We start from the raw sequence: 20,273 nt of genomic DNA on the forward strand, positions 1-20,273 counted from the left end.
GATATAATTGGCGCAGTTTTGAAACGGTCCGTCCCCGCCGTCGCACGGCAGGGAGCGGACGAACCTGAAATGAAGAGCTTATGAGCTGGATTACGCACATTCTCCCCAAGATCAAGCGCGAGGACGACAACGAGCGCAAGCCGAGTCCGATTCCCGAAGGCGTCTGGACCAAGTGTCCGGGCTGCGAGCAGCCGCTTTACACGGAAGAGCTCCGCGCCAGCCTTCAGGTCTGCCCGAAGTGCGGCTACCATCACCGCATCGGCGCCCGCCAGCGCCTTCTCGCCTTCCTTGATCCCGAGAGCGCCGTCGAAATCGCCGCCAACGTGCGCAGCGTGGACCCGCTCGGCTTCGTCGACAGCAAGCCGTATCCGAAGCGCATCGCCGCGGCCGAGGCGGCCTCGGGCGAAACCGACGCGCTCATCGCGATGTCGGGTACGTTGCGCAGCCAGCCGATCGTCGCGACGGCCTTTGAGTTCCGCTTCCAGGCGGGCTCCATGGGCAGCGTCGTCGGCGAGCGCTTCTCCCGCGCCGTCGACGAGGCGATCCGCCTGCACGCGCCCTTCGTGTGCTTCGCGGCTTCGGGCGGCGCCCGCATGCAGGAGGGCCTTCTCTCCCTCATGCAGATGGCCAAGACGACGGCCGCCATCACGCGTCTGCACAAGGCCGGGCTCCCCTTCATTTCGGTGCTCACCGACCCGACGATGGGCGGCGTCTCCGCCTCGTTCGCTTTCATGGGCGACGTCGTGATCGCCGAACCCAAGGCCCTCGTGGGCTTTGCGGGCCCGCGCGTCATCGAGCAGACCGTGCGTGAAAAGCTCCCCGAGGGCTTCCAGCGCGCCGAGTTCCTGCTTGCCAAGGGCCAGATCGACATGATCGTCGACCGCCGCGAGATGCGCTCGCGCATCTCCTGCCTCACGCAACACCTGATGCGCAGGCCGCCCGTGGCGGGCGCCTGACGCACGGCTCTCCCGACCCGCACGCATTTTCGAGCCGCCCGAGACGAGCGCAGGACGCATCGTTCGGACGGCTTTTCCATTTTCCAGACTGGAGATTTCCTTTCATGTTTGATGCCAAGACCCTTGACGCGTGGCTCACGCACATCGAAGTGCTGCACTCGAAGCCCATCGACCTCGGACTCGATCGCATGAAGACCATGGTCGAGCGCATGGGGCTCGACTTCTCGTCCCGAACCGTCATTACCGTGGGCGGCACGAACGGCAAGGGCTCGACCTGCGCGATGCTCGAGAGCATCTACCGCGCGGCGGGCTACACGACCGGCATGCACACCTCGCCGCACCTCATCCGCCTCAACGAGCGCTGCGTAGTCAACGGGCGCGAAGTAGACGACGAACGCCTCATGGACGCCTTCCGCGCGGTCGAGAAGGCCCGCGGCGACATGACGCTCTCCTACTTCGAATACACGGCGCTCGCCATCCTCAGGATCTTCCGCGAGGACGAGCTCGACGTCGTGATCCTCGAGATCGGGCTCGGCGGCCGTCTTGACGCCATCAACACGATCGACTCCAACGCCGCCGTCATCTCGACGATCGGCATCGACCACGTCGCCTTCCTCGGCAACACGCGCGAGGCGATCGGCCTCGAGAAGGCTCACATCTACCGTCCGGGCTGCCCCGCCGTCTGCGCCGACGCCGACGTGCCCGCCACGGTGAGGAATCATGTCGAGCAGATCGGCGCGAAGCGACTCTTCGCGGGCGAGGACTGGACGGTGACGGTGAAGGAGAACGGCACGTTTACGTTCGCTCAGGGCGCGACGCTCTTCGAGGACCTGCCCGAGCCCGCGCTCGCCGGCGTCAACCAGTACCGCAATGCGGGCGGCGTCCTCTCCGTCATCGCCTCCCTGATGGACCGCGTGCCCGTCACGCTCGACGACATCCGCACGGGTCTGCGCCAGGTCCGCCTGACGGCCCGCTTCGAACTCATCACCACCGATCCCGTGCCCACCGTCATCGACGTCGGTCACAATCCGCAGGCGGCCGAGGTGCTTCTCACCAACGTCGTCCGAAGCCGCAGGCCCGGCGAACATACGATCGCCGTCTGCGGCATGCTCGCCGACAAGGACATGGCGGGCGTGACGCACATTCTTGCCGACGCCTTCGACGAGTGGCACGTCGCCTCCCTCACGGGGCCGCGCGCCGCCACCGCAGCACAGCTGCACGAAGCTATGCTTACGGCGGGCGTCGAGCCCGGCCGCATCCACGAGCACGCCGACGTTGCGCAGGCGCTCGCCGCCGCGCGCGAGAGCGCCGTAAAAATTGCAGGCGGCGCAGAATCGGGCGCGGAACAGGCTGTTAGAATCGTCGTATTCGGCTCCTTCGTCACCGTGACCGCCGCGCTCGAAGTCTTCGCAGGGGAAGGCATCGCTCGCTGATGCAGCGAAGGACCGGAAGACCCAACACCACCTGAGGGGCCACACGCCATGCAGTTTCCCAATCCGTTCAAAAAAGAGAAGCCGGCCGAACAGGCCGCCGAAGCGCCCCGCATCGAGCCTCAGCTCGGAGGCGAAGGCGGAGAGCCCTCCCCCTGGGATGTCCGCGAGGATCCGCCGGCCTTCAACGTCGTGGGCGAGGAAAAGCCGCTCGTCGAGCCCGAACGCGCTGCCGAGCCCGTTCCGGAGTCCGTTCAGACTCCCGTTTACTCTCCCGCGGCGCCCGCAGCATCTGCGGACCCTGTTGCACCCGCTCCCGAGTCTGCGCCGCGCGGCTCCCTGTTCGTCGAGCCGAAGGCTCCGCAGCCTGCGGCCAAGATCGAGCCGCGCCTCGCGCCCCGCGCGGCGGATGCCGCGCCCGAGACCCGTCTCGTGATCGGCGAAATCGGCAGTGCGCCTTCGCCCGAGGCGCCGCGGCGTCCCGCGCCCGAACCCGAGGCCGCCGCGCCCGCAGGGGACGAGGAGCCGACGGGGAAGAAGCGTCTCAGGATGCCTGCGTTCGGATTCATGAAGAGGAAGGCCGCGCCGCTTTCCGACGAGGTCGAGGACGACGTGCCCGACGAGGAGATCCTTGTCCAGCGCCAGCGCACCCGCTACAGGCTCGTGGGTGCCGCCGCCCTGATGCTCGGCGTCATCGTCGTCTCGCCGCTTTTGCTCGACAGGGAGCAGGACGTCAAGCCGCCCGTCTCGACCGAGATTCCGGCCGTGCCCGAAACGGCGAGGACGACGCTCAACGCCCTGCCCGGCAGTTCGGGCGACGTCGACGTGACGGCTAACGGCGCCGCCGCGGAGCAGTCCACCTCCAGAGCCAACCTTGCCAACGAGGCTCGCCAGCCCGTGAAGACGGAGCCCGCGCCCAAGGCCGAGGCCGCCAAACCCGCGCCTGCGCCCGCCGCCAGGCCCGAGCCCAAGAAGGCCGAGGAAAAGCCTGCGAAGAAGAGCTCCGCCACGGACGGCAAGGGCTTCTACGTTCAGGTGCTCGCGACGAGCAGCGAGCGCAATGCCGAAAAGCTCGTCAGGGAGCTTTCCGCCAAGGGCTATCCGGCCTACAAGGTTTCGGTGAGCCAGAAGGCGGGCACGCTCTGGCGCGTGCGCGTGGGCAACTACGCGACCCGCGACGAGGCCCGTGGCGTTCAGGGTACGCTTGTGCTCGACGGCCACACGGGCCAGCTCATCGTCGGCAACAATCCCTAGGCGCCCGCCGGCTCGTAAACGCCTGAGGGGCGGGATATCCCGAACGCCCGCCCCCATTCCTGCTATAGTAACGGCTTCATCAATTCTGCAGCCTTTTTCAAGATGACTGAAATCGACTGGATCATCTGTGCCCTGCTCGTTCTTTCGACGGTGGTGGGCATCATGCGCGGTGTCATCCGCGAAGTGCTCTCGATCGTCGGCTGGGTGGCCGGCTTCATGCTGAGCATGAGCTTCGCGGGTGAAATCGCCGACCGTATTCCGCTCGATAGCATCGGCTACATTCCGCGCGTGATCATTGCGGCCGTTCTGATTCTTGTGGCCTGCCTCTTCGTCGTCGGGCTCTTCGGCTTCATTCTGCGCAAGATGCTCGAGGTGGCTGCACTCACCTTCGAGGACCGCATCCTCGGCGCGGCATTCGGCTTCGTGCGCGGCATCATCGTTGTGGCCGCCTGCGTGTTCTTCTTCGGGCTGTCGCAGTCGCTCAGCTCAAGCCGCATGTGGCAGCAGTCCGTCATGATCGGACCTGCCGAGACCGTGATCGAGTGGTCGATGCCCTACATGCCCGAGTGGATTCGGGCGCTCAGAGGCACGAAGGTGACGGGATTGTGACGAATTTCATCAAGGGGACCTTGCACATGCATGGTCCCCTTGGTCGTTTTTAGACGACTTTTTTCTCTCAACTCTCCTCAATCACAGCCTGCCGCCGATCCCTCGTTGGTGCGGCACGGGCTAAAGGAAAAACAAGCATCATGTGCGGGATTATCGGCCTGATGTCCGACACGCCGGTCAACCAGCGTGTCTATGACGCGCTTCACCTCTTGCAACACCGCGGCCAGGACGCCGCCGGCATTGCGACACTCGACGGCCTTCAGTTTCACTTCTTCAAGGGGCTCGGCCTCGTGCGTGACGTCTTCCGTACGCGCAACATGCGCGACCTGACGGGCAGCATCGGCATTGGCCACGTCCGCTACCCGACTCAGGGCAACGCGACGTCGCCTGACGAATGCCAGCCCTTCTACGTGAACGCGCCGTTCGGCATTGCGTTCGCGCACAACGGCAACCTGACGAACGCGGACGACCTGCGCCGCGAACTCTACGACACGGACCGCCGCCACCTCAACACGACGAGCGACTCCGAGGTTCTTCTCAACGTGCTCGCCTCCGAGCTCTCCCGCGCCACGAGCGAGGGCCGGCGGCTGACGAAGACGGCCGTCTTCGACGCGGTTCGCGCGCTGCACCGCCGTGTTCGCGGCTCCTACGCCTGCGTCGCCGTGATCGCGGGCAAGGGCATGCTCGCCTTCCGCGATCCCTGCGGCATTCGTCCGATCTGCTGGGGCTCCAACAAGCTTGAGAACGGCTTCACGGAGTACATGGTGAGCTCCGAGTCCGTGACGATGATCGGCCTGGGCTTCAAGACCGAGCGTGACCTTAAGCCGGGCGAGGCCATGTGGATCGACCTCGAGGGCAACGTCTCGTTCTCGCAGTGCGCCGACGAGCCCTCGCTTCATCCGTGCGCCTTCGAGTTCGTCTACTTCGCCCGTCCCGACTCCACGATCGACGGCATCAACGTCTACGCCGCCCGCCTGCGTCTGGGCGAGATCCTCGCCGACCACGTGAGGGAGGCCGTCGACCTCAAGGACATCGACGTCGTGATGCCGATTCCCGACAGCGCCCGCCCGTGCGCCCAGCAGCTCGCCCAGGTGCTCGGACTGCCGTATCGCGAAGGCTTCATCAAGAACCGCTACATGGGCCGTACCTTCATCATGCCCGGCCAGACGGTCCGCAAGAAGAGCGTGCGCCAGAAGCTCAACGCCATGCCCGTCGAGTTCGAGGGCAAGAGCGTCCTGCTCGTCGACGACTCCATCGTGCGCGGCACGACCATGACCGAAATCGTGCGCATGGCCCGCGAGGCCGGCGCCGTCAAGGTCTTCGTGGCCTCGTCCGCCCCTCGCGTCATGTTCCCGAACGTCTACGGCATCGACATGCCGACGCGCTCCGAACTGCTCTGCGGCGACGGCAAGAGCGCCGAGGAGGTCGCGAAGATCCTCGGCGCCGACGCCGTGATCTACCCGCCCGTCGAGGACCTCAACAAGGTGCTCTGCGACATGAACCCGTCGGTCGAGTCCTTCGACTGCTCGTGCTTCGACGGCCGCTACGTCACGGGCGACATCACACCCGAATATCTTGACGCACTCGACGCGAAGGCCGCGGCCGCCAAGACCGCGGTGAAGGAGGCGGGCTCCGACGACTGAAGCAGCCCGAGCCTGCGCTAAAATCGGCACGCATCCGGCACGCACGGAGCGTGCCGATTCTTTATGAAAAATACATTCAGGAGGTCCGATATGGACGATCGCAATTCCGAAGGCTTCTCGACCATCACTCCCGAGGAAGCCAGAGCCATGATGGACGACGGCGACGTCGTCATCCTCGACGTGCGCGAGCCCTCGGAGTTCGCCACGGGCCACGTGCCCGGCGCCATCAACGTCCCTCTGGGCGAAATCCGCATGGGTCGCACGCTTCCCGAATGCCCCGATCTCGACAAGACCGTCCTCATCTACTGCCGCTCGGGCCGACGCAGCGACATCGGCGGCAGGATCATGGTAGCGAGCGGCTACCGCGACGTGCGCAACTTCCTCGGCGTCATCCAGTGGCCCTACGAGCTCGTGCGCTGAACGCCGCCTTCGAAATCCGAGGGCCGGCGGATTCGGATTGCAACATCGGGCAGGGGACAATTCCTATACGAAAATCTATACTTAGGTGTAAAATTTTCTACAAATGAGCCGCCTCTCCTCAGGCCCTGAGGCGGATGATGTTTGGAGAAGTCCCGATGGCCCGAACTCTGTACCGGAAGATTCTCGACAAGCACGTGGTGCGCGCGATCGACGCGAACACCGTGCTGCTCTATGTCGATCTGCATTTTGCGAACGAATACACGAGCCCGCAGGCGTTTGCGGGCCTCGTCGAGCGAGGCGTGAAGGCGCCCGTTCCCGACGCGCACCTCTGCGTCGTGGACCACATCATTCCGAGCGCGGATGTCACGCCGCGCGTCATTGCCGACGCGGCCTCGCTGCGTCAGGCCGAAACGCTTGAGGCCAACTGCCGCCGCAACGGCATCGACGCCTTCTACGGCGTGAACGACCCGCATCAGGGCATCGAGCACGTCGTGGTGGCCGAGCAGGGACTGGTGCGTCCCGGCATGGTCGTCATCTGCGGTGACAGTCACACCACGACCCACGGGGCGCTCGGCGCCCTCGGATTCGGGATCGGGACCTCTGAAATCGAGCACATTCTCGCGACGCAGACGCTCGTCTATCGTCTGGCGAAGACGATGCTGATCCGCATCGACGGCGTGCTGCCCGAGGGCAGCACGGCCAAGGATATGGCGCTCACGGTGCTTCGCACGATAAGCGCCCGCGGTGCGCTCGGACATGTGGTCGAGTATCAGGGCAGTGCGGTCGATGCGCTTTCGATCGAGGGCCGCATGACGCTCTGCAACCTCACGGTCGAGGCGGGCGCCCGAGGCGCCCTGATCGCGCCCGACGAGAAGACGACTACGTGGGTCGAGGCCCATGTGCCCGATCTTGCGGGAGAGGAGCTTGAGGCCGCCCGCAGCTTCTGGCGGACGCTCGCGCCCGACGAAGGCGCCGTCTACGACCGCACGGTGACGATCGACGCTTCGAGCGTCAGGCCGATGGTCACCTGGGGCACAAGTCCCGACCAGTGCACGGCGATTGACGAGCCGATTCCCGAACCCGAATCCTTCGCGGATCCGATTGCGCGCGCAGCCGCCCGTCGCGGGCTCGCCTATCAGGGACTTGAGCCCGGCATGACGATGGAAGACGTTCCCGTGCAGCACGTCTTCATCGGCTCCTGCACCAATGCGCGTCTTGCGGATCTTCGCGCCGCAGCCGGGATCCTCAGGGGGCGGCATGTGGCGCCGGGCGTCCGCGCACAGGTGGTGCCGGGTTCCATGGAGGTGCGCCGCCAGGCGGAAGAGGAGGGCATCGCGCAGATCTTCCGCGACGCGGGCTTCGAGTGGCGAAAGAGCGGCTGTTCGCTCTGCCTCTGCATGAACGACGACATTCTGGAGGCGGGCGTGCGCTGCGCCTCCACCACGAACCGCAACTTCGAGGGTCGTCAGGGGCGAGGCGCCCGCACGCACCTCGTGAGCCCGCAGATGGCTGCGGCCGCGGCCGTGACGGGCAGGTTCACCGACTGGCGCCGTCTTTGAGAAGGAGCATCAACATGGAAAAGCTGACCTCGCTCACGGCCGTCGCCGCACCGCTTCCGATCGACAACTGCGACACCGACCAGATCATGCCCAAGCAGTTCCTGCGCGGCATCGACAAGTCGGGGCTCGCCCGCGGCGTCTTTTTCAACATGCGCTGCAATCCCGACGGCTCGCCCAGAGCCGACTGCGTCTTCAACAGGCCCGGGTTCGAAAAGACCGCGATCATCTGCGCGGGTCCGAACTTCGGCTGCGGCTCGAGCCGCGAGCACGCCGTCTGGGGCCTGATGCAGATGGGCATCCGAGCCGTCATCGCATCGGGCTTCGGCGAGATCTTCTACTCGAACTGCTTCAACAACGGTCTCCTCGCCTGCCGCGTCAGCCCCGAGGACGCCGCGGCGATCATGGCCGCGCTCTCCGACACGACGCCCGTCGAGCTCACGGTCGACCTGGTCGCGCAGGAAATCCGTGCGGGCGACGGCGTCTGGTCCTTCGAGGTCGCGCCGAGACACCGCACCATGCTCATGGAAGGCCTTGACATGATCGCCGCCACGCTGCGCGACATGGATGAGATCGAGCGCTTCCGAGCCGTGCACGAGGCCGAGTTCCCTTGGATGACGGGACTCGCGGGCAAGGCGAAGCGAAGGCTTGAGGGCCGCTGACCAGCGAGAGCTGCATGTACAGGACCGGGATGTCTCCCGGTCCTTTTTTCAAAAAAAACGTCCGCATCGCAAGGATGCGGACGTTTCATGAGCGGATTCAGGCTCAGGGCTGCCTGACGGTCACGGTCCTGTGCGACCTGCAGCCGAGGTCATCGACCGCACTCACGCGGTGCGAGCCGGGCTCAGGCTGCCAGACGACGGAGCCGCCCGCGTCCGAAGCACCGATGAAGCGGTCGTCGGCGAACCAGTAGACGATCTTGGCGTCAGGGGCGAGGCTGGCCCTGAGGACGATGCCCGCCTGCTTCGGGCCCGCCGTGCCCGTGTAGTAGCGCGTGCCAGCGCGCGGGCTCAGGATGGCGGGCGGGGTGCCCGAGACGGCGCCCTCGGGCCTGCATTCGGGCTTCCAGTCGGGAATGGGCGTCTTGACAATGCCCGCCTCGAGGAAGCGCTGCTGGTATTCGGAGGGCCAGGATTCGACGAAGACTCGCCTGACGCCGTCGCCTTCCTCGCAGGCTCTCAGTCCCGTGGCCTCGTCGACGAGGATTTCTTTCAGAAAGCCCGTGTCGCGGATGGGGCTCACGCCGGGAATGAACCAGGCGCCGACCGTGTCGGTGCAGCGCACGCGGCCCTGCGAGTCGGTCGCAAGGTCGCCCGTCGAGCGGCAGACGGGCTCGGACCTGACGCCTGCGGGCTGTTCGTCGAAGCGCTTCACGTCCTGAGCGGACATGGCGAACTCGCGGTCCGTGAGAAGGCGCACGGCGGCGCTTCTGAAGACGGGCTGCGCGACGAGCGCACCCTGCAGCCACGGATCGGGCCTGCCGTTGAAGTTGCCGAGCCACACGACGATGATGTAGCGGCCCGCATAGCCTGCGGTCCAGGCGTCGCGGAAGCCGTTCGAGGTGCCCGTCTTCCAGAGGAGAGGAACGGACACGCCCTCGACCTTGAGGGCCTCTCCGCCCTCGGCGAGCATGCGGCGCACGATCCAGGCGGATTCAGGCGAGAGCATCTGTCTGGCGGCTGCTGGCTCCTCGTCGGGAAGGCGCACGAGCGGACGTAGAAGGCCGCCGTTGCCGAGCGTGCCGTATAGCCTTGCAAGGTCCTCGGCGCTCGCTTCGGCGCCGCCCAGCACGATCGAGAGGCCGTAGTGCTCGCGCGGACGCTTCATCGGAACGCCGGCCTCGCGCAGGAAGTCGTAGAGGTCGGGCCTTATCTCGGAGGCGAGCGTCACGGCGGGCACGTTGCGCGAGTCGTTGAGGGCCTCGACGGCGGGAAGCGGTCCGCGGAAGCGCTTGTCGGCGTTGCCGGGCTGGTAGCCGCGGAAGCTTCGCTGCGAGTCGAGAAGGACGGTGCGCGAGTGGATGAGGCCCTGGTCGAGCGCGAGGCCGTAGACAAAGGGCTTGAGCGTGGAGCCGGGGCTTCTCGCCGCGCGGGTGCCGTCGACTTCGCCCGCAATGGCGCTGTTGAAGAAATCGATGCTGCCCACCTGGGCGAGGACGGACATGTCGCACGAGTCGACGACGAGCATCGCGCCATTTTCAATGCCGTAGGGGCGAAGCCGAGCGACGTTCTCGGAGAGGATCTTCTCCATCGACTCTTGAAGCGGCAGGCTCAGCGTGGTCTTGAGGACGGGATCGGGACGCGTGCCCTCGACGAGGCGCGTGAAGTGCGGGGCCTCGAAGGGAAGCGCTCGCGTGCCCCTCACCTTGAGGGGACCCTCGACGACGGGACGCAGGCGCTCGCTCACAAACCCGTCGTTGATCGCCTTCCTGCCCACGGCAAGGCGTGCACGGTCGAAGTCCGGACCCGTGACGGGATGGCGCTTGACGGGGTTCTGGGGCACGACGGAGAGCGCGATCGACTCGGCGGCGGTGAGCTGCGAGGCGTGCTTGCCGAAGTAGACGAGCGAGGCGGCCTCGATGCCCTCGACGTTGCCGCCATAGGGCGTCAGGGTCAGATAGGCCGTGAGGATCTCGTCCTTGGTGTAGTGCATGTCGTAGCGCAGCGCCCAGAGCATCTGCTCGAGCTTGCCGCGCCAGCTGCGGGTGTCGAGTCCCTGAAGCCTGCGGGCGAGCTGCATGGTGATGGTCGAGCCGCCGATGCGGCGGGTGCCCGTGAGGGTGGACCAGGCGGCTCGGCCGATCGAGAGGGGATTGACGCCGGGATGCGAGTGGAAGAAGCGGTCCTCGTAGCGCACGACCGCGTCAAGCGCCTCGCGCGACACCGCTCCCTGGAGGACGGGGAGCCTGTAGGCGCCGTCCTCGGAGAGCGTGAGGTGAAGGAGGCGGCCGTCGCGGTCGGTGACGGCCTGGGACCAGTGGGTGTCTTCGGGCACGAGCCCGGGCTTTGACTGGGTTTTCGCCCAGATCATGAGTCCGCCGCCGGCCGCTGCCGCCAGAACGGCTGCGGCCAGAAGCAGACGGGCAAACCTTCTCATGAGGTGCTCCGTTTGGTGTTGTCCGTGAGGCTCATGGCGTCACGGTGAGGGTCAGGGACTTGTCATGCGCCTTGATCGTCGGATCGGCGCCGTCGGCCGCCTGAACGGCCGGCACCGTATATTTTCCATGCGTTTGCGCTCGAAGTCGATAGGTGAATGTCGATTCCTGATGCTCGAGCATGCAGACGCCGACCATGCGGTCCTCCGAAACCGCAGTCTGGCGGACGTCCACCCCCTGCAGGCTCTCGTCCGTGGAGGCGGGTGCAAAGCCGCCGGGAAAGAGGTCCGTGATGACGACGGGGGATTCGGCGTTGCCCGAGGTGCGGCGCGCGCGGATCTCGACCGTGACTACGTCGCCCGCCTTCACCGACGTGACGGGCTCGCCCGCCTCGTTGAGGATGCGCTTGACGACTTCAAGTCCTTCGTAGGACGCGGTCTTGTGGGGCTCGGCGGGCCAGCCCGCAGCGGTCGTGCTGTGGTAGAGCCCCTTGAGGGAGGCGGCGGACGAGAGGCGGAAGGCGGTGCAGCCCGGCGCCGAAAGCGTCACGAAGCCGTCGCCCTTCGCAAGCGACTCGGCGGGGCGCTTCTCCGCTGCCGGCGCCGTGCAGGCGAGCGTCACCGCATCAAGCTTTCCTGCGTGTGCGCCGTTCGAGGGCGCCGAGAGGAGCGCGCTCGCAAGGAAGGCGCGTTCGCGATCCGTGAGCGACGCAAGCGGCCTCGATTCGAGCGTCTGAAGGAGATGTGCGGTGCCTTCTGGCGTCGGCGCGAGGCGCACGGCCGATGCAAGGGCGGGGATGCCGCCGAGTGTCAGCGTATCGTTCCCCTCGGACTTCGAGACGTCGATCGAAATGGCGGCCTTCTGCAGTTCGTCCGCTTCATCGGTGAGGCGCATCAGGCGGTAGGCGTACGCAATGTAGAGCGCCGCAGGGTCGTTTCGCCAGTCAAGTTCGCGGGCGTCCATGCGGTTTCGGAGCGCCTCGATGCGCTCCGCTTCGAGCGTGCCCTCGCGCGTGAGTTGGGCCAGAGCCCAGGCGGCCGTTCGGGCCTGGCCGAGCGTGTCGGGCGTCAGGCCATCGAGGGCGTTGCTGATGGCGTCGGCAAGCCTGCGGACGAGTTCGGGACGCACGTCACGACCGTTTTCACGCAGCGTGAGCACGAAGTCGAGGGCCCATGTCGTGGCCATGAGGCTCGGGGAGCCCCAGGGCCATGCCGAGAGGCCGTTCCAGCCGAGCTGGCCCTCGATCGTGTCGAGCGCCTTCTGGATGCGGGCGGTCGCATCCCTGCGAAGCGCATCGGCGTCGCCCGCGGGAAGCTTCGCGGCGGGGGCGCCGACGAGCTGCGCCCAGGGCATGGCGGCCGAGAGGGCCGCGTCCGAACTCAGCCAGAAGGCTTCGGGAAGACTGCGAACGAGGCCGTGCGCAAGGGGCAGCGGCGTCGTCGAGACCGTGAGGGAGGTTTCGTTTTCCAAGGGAAGCAGGCGGGCTTTGACGGTCACGTCGGCCGTCTTCACGTCGGCGAGCGGTCCCCAGAGGACGTCATGGGTCCTGAGGGCTGCGGGCCTGATCGAGAAGGACGTCGTGCGCGTGACGGCGGATCCCTTTTCGGGCGTGGCCGTCACGGTGACGGATGCGGCGCCCGGCACTGCGCCTGCGGCAATGTCAAAGCGTGCGGTGGCTTCGCCCGGCGCCTCAAGGACGAGAGGCGCGGAGAGCACGCCTGCGCTCAGTCCTTCGGGCAGGCCTAGCGCCACGGATCCCTTCCAGGGCGCCTCGCCGTTGAGGGAGACGACGCCCGTGAAGACGTCGCCAGGTGCGGCGAACCCCGGCAGGATCGGCGTCAGGATGAAGGGCGCGCGCACGGCCGTGTCGATCGAGGCGCCGCCCACGCGACCCTCGGAGGCGCCCACGGCCATGAGACGCACGCCGCCGTTGAATTCGGATGGGAGCGACACCGTGACGGTGCGGCCCTTTTCATCCGTCTCAAGGCTTCCCGCCCACCAGACGGCCGCGCGATCCATCGTGCGCCTGAAGGGATTGGCCATCGCGTCGGCCGAAATGGCCCTCGAGCCGAAGCCGCCGCCGAAGGGCGCTTCGCCCGGAAGCTTCATGCCTTCGGGCATCAGGCCTTCGAGCGTCTGGCGCGTGTCGACCTGAAGTCCTCGGTCTTCGAGAAGCGCATGAACGGGAGACGGCGTCCTGTAGCCCGTGAGCGACAGAATGCCCGTGTCGACCGCCCAGAGGAAGACGCGCCCCGGCACATCTGACTTCACCGTGACCTTCAGCTCGCGCGTGTCGGGCACCACGGCAGGCGCCTCAAGCTTCACGCCGAGCGTGCGGGGCTTCATGTTGAGCGTCACGGGCGCGGTCGCCCTGGCATAGGCCTTGAGGAAGCGCGCGGCATCCTTCGAGGAGCGCACGAGCGAGGCGCTCAGGAAGGCGCGCCCGCTGTAGCCTTCGGGCACCTCCATCTGCGCGGCGTTCGTGCCTGCGCTGACCTTCACCCACTTGGAGACGAGCACTCGATCCGCTTCAAGCGTCACGAGCGCCAGCCCCTCGAAGGGCGACACGATGTCGAGACGGGCGAATTCGCCCGCTTCATAAGTCGACTTGTCTGAAACGAGCTTTGCCGTGGCGGCGGGCAGGTCGCCCGAAAGGGCGGGGCGCAGGTCTTCGCCTGCGACGTGATAGGGCAGGCGCGCGAGCACGCGGCCCTGTTCGTCCTTGACGACGAGGGAGAAGTCGCCTGGCGCCGAGGTGTTGAGCGAGGCCGTCGTGCGGCCGTTGGCGTCGGTCGTGACGGCGGATTCCCTCACGGGGCGCTCGACGCTGCGCTCGTCGTAGCGCAGGCGTCCCGTGCTGTCGGAGGCGAGCTCCGTGACGGGCTGGCGTGCCATGACGGCGAGGGTGAGCGGCCTGTCGGCGCAGGGCTTGAGGAAGCGGTCGACGAGCAGGAATTCGAACGTGCGCTCCTCGTCCCTCGTGATCCAGCTGAAGGCCTCGGGTGCGGGCATGTCGACGCCGCCCTTTCTGATGGTGGATTCCGCGTGCCTGCGCCAGCCGAGCATGGTGTCGGCGGGAGAGATCAAAAAGCCGACGTTTTCCGTGGCGGCCCTGATGCCGCCGTTTTCGAAGCCCTCGAGCAGCAGACGGCCCTTGAGCGTGCCCGCAGTGGAGGAGAGCGGCAGCGTGAGGGATGCGCGGCCTTCGGCGTCCGTCTCGACGGACTTCACCTTCACCTCGTCGAGCGTGCCCTCGAAGGGCGCGGGGTCGACGAAGGTCCAGCCGGGGAGCTCGGGGAACGAGATGTCGCGGGCGGGCGAGAGGACGAGGCGTGCGCGCACGGCCTTCTTCGCAGCGGGGGCGCCGTAGGACATGGCGAGCGTGGAGTCGATGCCGAGGTCTCCGGGCTTCATCCAGCCGGGCGCCCCTTGGACCATGCGGGCCGTAAGGCGCATCGCCTCGGGTGTGAAGTCGCCGATCGCCGCATGGTGGGTGGAGAGCACGACGTCGCCCGCGAGCAGGTCGATGCGGATTTCGCCCGGCACGGCGTCCGTCGGAATGGTCCAGTCGGCCGATGCGGTGCCTTCGGGCGTAAGTGCGGGGGCGGTCTCGAGCATCGTGCGGCCCGTGGCGTCGGTGATGCGCAGCGTCACGGGCATGCCTGCGGGGAGCCTGTGCCAGTCCGCGGTCTTCACGATCATGCCTGCGTGCACGGTTTCGCCGGGACGGTAGATGCCGCGCTCCGAGAAGACGAGGCCCGTGAGGCCGTCCTCGGAGACGAGGCGCCCTGCGGTGCTGAAGTCGTGGTCATGGTCGACGTTGGAGGCGTCGGAGAGCGAGAGCCAAGCGAGGTCGCCCGTTGCTTCGTTCGTGACGACGACGGCGGCGGGCGCCTTTTCGCGTTCGAGTCCGCGCGTCGTTGCAAAGCGTGCGGCGCCGGTTTCGTCCGTCGTGACGGTTTCGAGAGGGACGCCGTTGGCACCGAGCAGCACGGCGCGAAGGCCGGCGGCGGGAACGCCCCTGACGAGGTCGGCCGCATGGACGACGTGGCTGCCGTCGCGGGAGGTCTTGGCGATGAGGGCCGTGTCGGTGACGAGCACGCGTTTGGCGGCGATGGCCGCAACGCCCCAACCGTCCTTCGTCTTCTTCTCGCCCGTGAGCGTGATCTGGAAGAGCCCTGCGCGTCCGCCGGGAAGCTTCGCCTCGTCGAGCGGGAGCGACGCAAAGCGCCTTCCCGCCGCAACGGGAATGACGCCGTCGGCAGCCTCGGAGAGGGCCTCGGCATTCGTGACGGTCTCGTGTGCGCGCCAGTTCTGGGCCGTGAGCGCAAGGTAGGGATCCCTGATGCGCTCGATGCGCCAGCGGATGCGGTCGACGCCGTCGGCCATGAGCGTGAGGGTTCTCGAGCCCGAGAGCGTCATCATGCTGCCGGGCTGCAGGAATCCGACTGCGGCGCCGGGGTCGGCCGCCGCAAGGACGGTCGTCCAGCCGTCGGAGAGCACGGCGCCCTTTTCGGGACCGAAGCTCGCGGGAAGCGCCAGATGGAGGAAGTCGCCGGGCCGGGCCTTGAGAAGAAGGCGGATGCTGTCGGACGGGGTGTCGGGGTCCTGCGCGATCGAGACGGGGACGGGCGTGCCGCGCGCGAGCACGTCGGGCGTGACGGCGGGCGCCCTGCGCCAGTCGGTGGGGGAGACGGCCTCCTCGTTCATGCGTGCGGGCAGAGCCGTGACGCGCATCGCCGCGACGATGTCCGAGGGCTTCGTGAGGAGCGAGGGCCTGAGCACGAGCTCGTAGACCTGCTCGAGCGTTTCGGTGCGCGTCGGACTGAGCGAGGCCTCGCCCATCTTGTAGAGGCTGTCGGCGGCAGGAATCGTGTAGCTCACGAACGCCTGCTGGAATCCCGGATACACGACGGGATGGCGGCCGTCAGCTGCCGTCCACTTGCCCGCGGCCTTCGGGAAGGTGATGCGGACGTTGGTCGCGCTGCCGAGCGTGCGCACGGGGAGCTTCATGTAGAAGCCCGTGCGGAAATGGTTCCAGATGAAGATGGGCTTGCCGAACGTGAGTCCGCTTCTTGAGGGGACGTCGACCTTGACCGAGGCCTCGAAGGCCTTCGTGTCGGCGATGGTCGTCGAGAACAGGGCGTCGACCGTAAGGGCGCGCTCGCCCGAGACGGCGGGGTCCATCCAGAAGGTCGCGAACCCCGACGTCATCGTGAGGGGCGGCGTCGTGAAGTCGATCACGGGCGTGTTGAGCGTCGTTGCGGAGGGCAGGCGCAGGCCCGAGAGGTCGACCTTGAAGGTTGTGCGCTCGGGCCAGGGATCCTCGGGCGTGAAGGCGAGTGCGCCCCGGGCCTCCCAGCGCCAGACGCCTTCGACGGCGGGCGAGAGCGAGACGCCCGTGACGCGGGAGGAGACGAGGCCGAAGAGCCTGCTGCACTTCGAGGCGGCCTCATTGCCGTATTTGGCCCTGCAGGGCGTCATGTCGGGGGAGAGCTTCACGACGAGCGGCGAGCGACTGTGCTCGGGCAACGAAACCTCGGCCTTGAGCCAGGCGGGCGGCACCGTGGCCGAAAGGGCGGCCGCAGCTTCAAGGGACGCCAGAGTGAGAATGGAAAAGGTGAACGTCGGGACGGTTCGCATGTGGTCTCCTCCGAAAATGGTCCGGCATGTCATCCTCCCACTATAGTCCTCGCTTTCGCAGGGAACCATGAGCGTAACTACCTGACACAGAGGAGCTTGCGGATTCGGCGTGATTTGGGATCACGCATCCGTTGTGAGGAGGCCGGCCTCAGCGGAGCATGCGCGCGTGTGCGGCCTCGCCTCTCAGGTCGCCTTCGGAGCGTACGGGCCTGCCCGAGAGCATCTGGGCGGGCACGACGCAGAGCTCCGCGTAGTCGGAGGCGCTGATGCCGCTGCGTTCGGCATAGGGCTTCACGAAGGAGACGGCGGCGCCGATGCGTTCGGCGAGCAGCGTCGCGAGCGTTTTCCCGGGCCTCAGGAAGTAGACGGCGTTGTTCGTGCGCAGGACGGGCGCGCAGGCGACGCCTTCGGAGGCGGAGAGCACCATGGCGCCGATGACGGTCTGCAGAAGGTCCTTGGGGCGCAGGCTGCCGGGGATGTCGTGAGGGTCGTCCATGCGGCCGCCTCGGGACTTGTACTCGACGGCGAGCACGCCGCCAGCCCTGAGGGCGATGACGGCGTCGGGCTGTGCGTAGAGGCCGCCCGCCTGGAAGGTGCGGCGGTCGGATTCGCGGCAGAGGAGCTCGCCCTCGTCTGCGGGCAGGAAGGGCACGAGGCGCAGGACGGGGTCGTCGAGCCTGTTGACCGCTTCGGCGGGGAAGAACACCGCCTCGACGCCGATGCCGAGCATGTCGGCGTGTCCCGTGGAAAGGCCCTGCCTCACCATGAAGGGAAGCGTCTTGAGAAACTCCCACTCGGGCATGGGCGGCACGACGGGCACGGCGGGGACGGGCGCGGGTTCGGGTTCGCGCCTGAAGGCGGGCTCGGGCCTCGGTGCGGGATCGGGTTCGGGCTTCGGTTCAGGGGCGAGCACCGCAACGTCGGGCTCGCGTCTGGGTTCGGGAGCGGCCTCCCTGCGGGCGGCCGCGTTCGGGACGTTCACGCGCTCGGTGTAGGACGTGTGCCTGATCTCCTCGATGTCCTTGGCGTCGTTCTCGTCTGACTCGAGCATTTCGAGTGCGAGGCGGTCAGCCTCGAGCGGGTCGGGGCGCGAGAGCTTCGGAGCGGCCCTCGTCACGGGGCCGTCGCCTTCGGGAAGGCCGGCGGCGATCTTCGAGAGGCCGATGTTGCGCCTTGCCTGCCTGCGTCTGGCGGCGAGCCACATCGCAAGGGCGACGAGAAGCACGAGCAGGAACCCCGCGGCCGTCATGATGCGGTCGGGGGAGAGCTGCTGAAGACCTGCGAGGATCGCGCTCACGTTCATCGTGCGCGTCCCTTTTTCTGAGCGGGCCTGAAGTTCCTGCCCGCGGCGGGGCGGCCTGCGTCCCTGCCGCCCTTGCGGCGGGCGTCGGACGGCGCATAGCGCGGTGCCGTGCCGCGGGGCGCGGCGAGGAGCGCGAAGACGGTGGGAAGCTTGGGCAGCGCACGCTCCTCGGGCGTGAGCGCGGCCCAGGCGCGGATCGTCATCGTGCGGATGGATTCATGCTCGCCCGTCACGTCTGTCGCGACGGTGACGCGGGTGTCGGGGGCGAGCGTGGAGACGAGGCTCTCGAGCATCGCGCCGTTTCGGTACGGCGTCTCGATGAAGAGCTGGGTCTCGGAGCGGCGGCTCTGGGTCTCGAGGTCCTTGAGGGCCGCAGCGCGCTCGTCCGCATGCACGGGCAGGTAGCCGAGGAAGCGGAAGCGCTGGCCGTCGAGTCCACTCGCCATGAGCGTCATGAGAATCGACGAGGGGCCGACCCACGGCACGACGCGCAGGCCAAGCTCCTGGGCCCTTGCAACGATCTGTGCGCCCGGATCCGCAATGCCGGGACAGCCCGACTCGCTGACGATCGCGGCATCCTCGCCCGCGAGGACGGGCTCGAGCCAGCGGTCGATCAGGGCGGGGTCGGGATCATGTCCGATCTCCTCGATCCTGAGCTCCGAGATGGGGCCGGGATGGCCGAGCAGCTTCAGGTAGGCGCGCGCATTCTTGGCCGCCTCGACGAAAAAGAGGCGGATGTCTGCGGCGCGGGTGCGCACGGCGGGCGGAATGGCGGCTTCCAGCGTGCCGTCGGCGATGAGGTTGGGAAGGCAGTAGATCGTGCCGGCCATGGGAGGTGCTCCTCAATCAGGCGTCGAGGCCGGGGAGGACTTCAACGCCCGCGCGGGTGAGAAGCGTGGTGAGCGCCATGAGCGGCAGGCCGATCAGGGAGGTCGGGTCGTCCGACTTCACGCTTTCCATGAGCGCGATGCCGAGGCGCTCGATCTTGGCGGCGCCGGCGCAGTCGAAGGGCTTCTCGCGCTCGACGTAGGCCTCGATGGCCTCGTCGGAGAGCGTGCGCATGCGGATCGTCGTCTGGGACTTGACGCGCTCGGCGCGGCCTTCGGCGTCAATGACGCACAGGGCCGTCGTGAACACGACGTCGTGGCCCTGCATGCTCTTGAGCTGGCGGACAGCGTTCTCGTGCGTGTGCGGCTTGCCGAGCTTGACGCCGTTGAGGTCGGCCACCTGATCGGAGCCGATGACGACGGCGCCGGGGTGCTTGTCCCAGATTGCGCGGGCCTTCATTTCGGAAAGGCGCATCGCGGTGTCCTGCGGCGTTTCGCCGGGCAGGGAGGATTCGTCAATGTCGGGGCTTTCGCACGTGTAGGCGATGCCAAGACGGTCGAGGAGCTCGCGGCGGTAGCGGGAGCTCGAGGCGAGGATGAGTGCTTTTGTCATAATGCAGGAATTGTAGCGGGAAGTCCCAAGGCGGGCGAGCGAAATTCCCGCCGCCTGCGCGTGAACAATGTATCCTTTCAGGGCGCCCGTTCCGGGCCTGAAAGTTTTACTGAGGATGACCATGTCTCTTACGCTCGATGTTTTCGAAATCGCCCGCACCCGCCAGACCGTGGAGGGCACGCTTGAGCTTGACGAAATGCCTGAGCTCGCGCACTTCATTCAGGCGCTCGAGGGCTCCCTGAAGTTCAGCGTGACGGGACTCGGCATCGTTGAGCGACTTCCCGCCGCAAGTCTCTCGTTCGAGGGCACGGTCGTCATGCAGTGCGCGCGCTGCAACGAGCCCGTGAGCGTTCCCGTCAGCCGCGAACTCGTCTTCCGCTTCACGAAGACCGAGGCAGAGGCCAATGCGCTCCCGCTCGATGAAGAGGGTGATGATGAGGAGGTTATCGTCGGCAGCCGCAGTCTCTCCGTCGCCGACTGGGTTCAGGAGGAGGCGATCCTGTCGCTTCCCGCCATGCCGCTTCACGACGACTGCGAGATGGACTATGAAAACACGAGCGACGAGGTGGTCGAGGCTGAAAAGCCCAATCCCTTCGCCGCTCTCGCCGCGCTCAAGCACTGAGCCCGAACACCACGCCTTGTGAAGACGCCCGCCCGGCATTTGATTCGGAGCGGGTTTTTCCTTGTCTTTTCGGGCTTAGGCTGAGCGGCGTCGGACGCGGTCGCAAGCGAGGCCATGAGCATGGAATGCACAGACCGGCCGAAATCTCCAGCAGGCCCCGTCGTCGGTTCTGGTCCTGAAAAAATCGCCCGGCTCACACAAGCCGGGCGACGGATGCGTCTGATGACGTTGGCGATGACGACGGCTTTGGAGACGTCAGGCGGTGGCGGCTTCCATAGAGTTGCCGCGAGGGAACATCCGACT

General features: G+C 67.0%; 15 protein-coding genes. 10 read left to right on the forward strand and 5 right to left on the reverse strand.

All coding sequences use genetic code 11. The features are described from left to right. Positions 1-80: 80 nt before the first annotated feature. The 8 genes from accD to leuD all read left to right on the forward strand — a co-directional run bounded on the left by accD (position 81) and on the right by leuD (position 8,530). Complete coding sequence (accD, locus tag HMPREF3036_RS03485; protein ID WP_005433098.1) at positions 81-956, forward strand: acetyl-CoA carboxylase, carboxyltransferase subunit beta; 876 nt, start codon at positions 81-83, stop codon at positions 954-956. Between the two features lie 104 nt (positions 957-1,060). Then, positions 1,061-2,389, forward strand: a complete 1,329-nt coding sequence (locus HMPREF3036_RS03490) for a bifunctional folylpolyglutamate synthase/dihydrofolate synthase (RefSeq protein WP_005433097.1) — start codon at positions 1,061-1,063, stop codon at positions 2,387-2,389. 48 nt (positions 2,390-2,437) lie between these two features. After that, on the forward strand, positions 2,438-3,640 hold the full coding sequence (locus HMPREF3036_RS03495; protein WP_062331585.1) for an SPOR domain-containing protein: 1,203 nt from the start codon (positions 2,438-2,440) through the stop codon (positions 3,638-3,640). A gap of 102 nt (positions 3,641-3,742) precedes the next feature. After that, on the forward strand, positions 3,743-4,249 hold the full coding sequence (locus HMPREF3036_RS03500) for a CvpA family protein (RefSeq protein WP_062331588.1): 507 nt from the start codon (positions 3,743-3,745) through the stop codon (positions 4,247-4,249). A 140-nt stretch (positions 4,250-4,389) separates the two neighbouring features. Then, positions 4,390-5,892 (forward strand): amidophosphoribosyltransferase, encoded by a 1,503-nt coding sequence (gene purF, locus HMPREF3036_RS03505; RefSeq protein ID WP_062331590.1) that lies wholly within the window; start codon positions 4,390-4,392, stop codon positions 5,890-5,892. Positions 5,893-5,982: 90 nt separating this feature from the next. Beyond that, entirely contained in the window at positions 5,983-6,312 is a 330-nt protein-coding gene (locus HMPREF3036_RS03510) for a rhodanese-like domain-containing protein (RefSeq protein ID WP_062331594.1), read from the forward strand. 155 nt (positions 6,313-6,467) lie between these two features. Continuing rightward, positions 6,468-7,871, forward strand: coding sequence for a 3-isopropylmalate dehydratase large subunit (gene leuC, locus HMPREF3036_RS03515; protein ID WP_231853559.1), 1,404 nt, complete (start codon positions 6,468-6,470; stop codon positions 7,869-7,871). A 14-nt stretch (positions 7,872-7,885) separates the two neighbouring features. Further along, a complete protein-coding gene (gene leuD, locus HMPREF3036_RS03520) occupies positions 7,886-8,530 on the forward strand; it encodes a 3-isopropylmalate dehydratase small subunit (protein ID WP_062331597.1) in 645 nt (214 codons plus the stop codon). Positions 8,531-8,633: 103 nt separating this feature from the next. On the opposite strand, the gene pbpC is transcribed toward leuD, so the two are convergent. From pbpC to HMPREF3036_RS03545, 5 genes are all read right to left on the reverse strand, one after another. Beyond that, complete coding sequence (pbpC, locus tag HMPREF3036_RS03525; protein WP_062331600.1) at positions 8,634-10,964, reverse strand: penicillin-binding protein 1C; 2,331 nt, start codon at positions 10,962-10,964, stop codon at positions 8,634-8,636. A gap of 31 nt (positions 10,965-10,995) precedes the next feature. Continuing rightward, positions 10,996-16,605 carry an alpha-2-macroglobulin family protein gene (locus HMPREF3036_RS03530; RefSeq protein WP_062331603.1) on the reverse strand — a complete coding sequence of 1,870 codons (5,610 nt, stop codon included), beginning with the start codon at positions 16,603-16,605 and terminating at the stop codon, positions 10,996-10,998. A 148-nt stretch (positions 16,606-16,753) separates the two neighbouring features. Continuing rightward, positions 16,754-17,908, reverse strand: coding sequence for a hypothetical protein (locus tag HMPREF3036_RS03535; protein WP_062331607.1), 1,155 nt, complete (start codon positions 17,906-17,908; stop codon positions 16,754-16,756). Next, the gene (locus tag HMPREF3036_RS03540) at positions 17,905-18,738 is read right to left on the reverse strand and encodes an SAM-dependent methyltransferase (protein ID WP_062331610.1); all 834 of its coding nucleotides are present in this window, start codon (positions 18,736-18,738) and stop codon (positions 17,905-17,907) included. The genes HMPREF3036_RS03535 and HMPREF3036_RS03540 overlap by 4 nt, the downstream gene beginning before the upstream one ends. A 16-nt stretch (positions 18,739-18,754) precedes the next feature. After that, positions 18,755-19,348, reverse strand: coding sequence for a Maf family protein (locus HMPREF3036_RS03545; RefSeq protein WP_005433057.1), 594 nt, complete (start codon positions 19,346-19,348; stop codon positions 18,755-18,757). Between the two features lie 121 nt (positions 19,349-19,469). On the opposite strand from HMPREF3036_RS03545, the gene HMPREF3036_RS03550 reads away from it, so the two are divergent. Further along, positions 19,470-19,970, forward strand: a complete 501-nt coding sequence (locus tag HMPREF3036_RS03550; protein ID WP_005433056.1) for a YceD family protein — start codon at positions 19,470-19,472, stop codon at positions 19,968-19,970. Positions 19,971-20,090: 120 nt separating this feature from the next. Beyond that, a partial coding sequence (locus tag HMPREF3036_RS12225) for a hypothetical protein (protein ID WP_231853560.1) occupies positions 20,091-20,273 on the forward strand: 183 nt, incomplete at its 3' end.

It is taken from the genome of Sutterella sp. KLE1602 (genome assembly GCF_001578585.1).
Taxonomy (GTDB): domain Bacteria; phylum Pseudomonadota; class Gammaproteobacteria; order Burkholderiales; family Burkholderiaceae_F; genus Sutterella; species Sutterella wadsworthensis_A.

Bases quoted from the DNA above. Each gene is read 5' to 3' on its own strand.
- accD (WP_005433098.1), top strand. From the start codon at position 81: ATGAGCTGGATTACGCACATTCTCCCCAAGATCAAGCGCGAGGACGAC.
- HMPREF3036_RS03490 (WP_005433097.1), top strand. From the start codon at position 1,061: ATGTTTGATGCCAAGACCCTTGACGCGTGGCTCACGCACATCGAAGTG.
- HMPREF3036_RS03495 (WP_062331585.1), top strand. From the start codon at position 2,438: ATGCAGTTTCCCAATCCGTTCAAAAAAGAGAAGCCGGCCGAACAGGCC.
- HMPREF3036_RS03500 (WP_062331588.1), top strand. From the start codon at position 3,743: ATGACTGAAATCGACTGGATCATCTGTGCCCTGCTCGTTCTTTCGACG.
- purF (WP_062331590.1), top strand. From the start codon at position 4,390: ATGTGCGGGATTATCGGCCTGATGTCCGACACGCCGGTCAACCAGCGT.
- HMPREF3036_RS03510 (WP_062331594.1), top strand. From the start codon at position 5,983: ATGGACGATCGCAATTCCGAAGGCTTCTCGACCATCACTCCCGAGGAA.
- leuC (WP_231853559.1), top strand. From the start codon at position 6,468: ATGGCCCGAACTCTGTACCGGAAGATTCTCGACAAGCACGTGGTGCGC.
- leuD (WP_062331597.1), top strand. From the start codon at position 7,886: ATGGAAAAGCTGACCTCGCTCACGGCCGTCGCCGCACCGCTTCCGATC.
- pbpC (WP_062331600.1), bottom strand. From the start codon at position 10,964: ATGAGAAGGTTTGCCCGTCTGCTTCTGGCCGCAGCCGTTCTGGCGGCA.
- HMPREF3036_RS03530 (WP_062331603.1), bottom strand. From the start codon at position 16,605: ATGCGAACCGTCCCGACGTTCACCTTTTCCATTCTCACTCTGGCGTCC.
- HMPREF3036_RS03535 (WP_062331607.1), bottom strand. From the start codon at position 17,908: ATGAACGTGAGCGCGATCCTCGCAGGTCTTCAGCAGCTCTCCCCCGAC.
- HMPREF3036_RS03540 (WP_062331610.1), bottom strand. From the start codon at position 18,738: ATGGCCGGCACGATCTACTGCCTTCCCAACCTCATCGCCGACGGCACG.
- HMPREF3036_RS03545 (WP_005433057.1), bottom strand. From the start codon at position 19,348: ATGACAAAAGCACTCATCCTCGCCTCGAGCTCCCGCTACCGCCGCGAG.
- HMPREF3036_RS03550 (WP_005433056.1), top strand. From the start codon at position 19,470: ATGTCTCTTACGCTCGATGTTTTCGAAATCGCCCGCACCCGCCAGACC.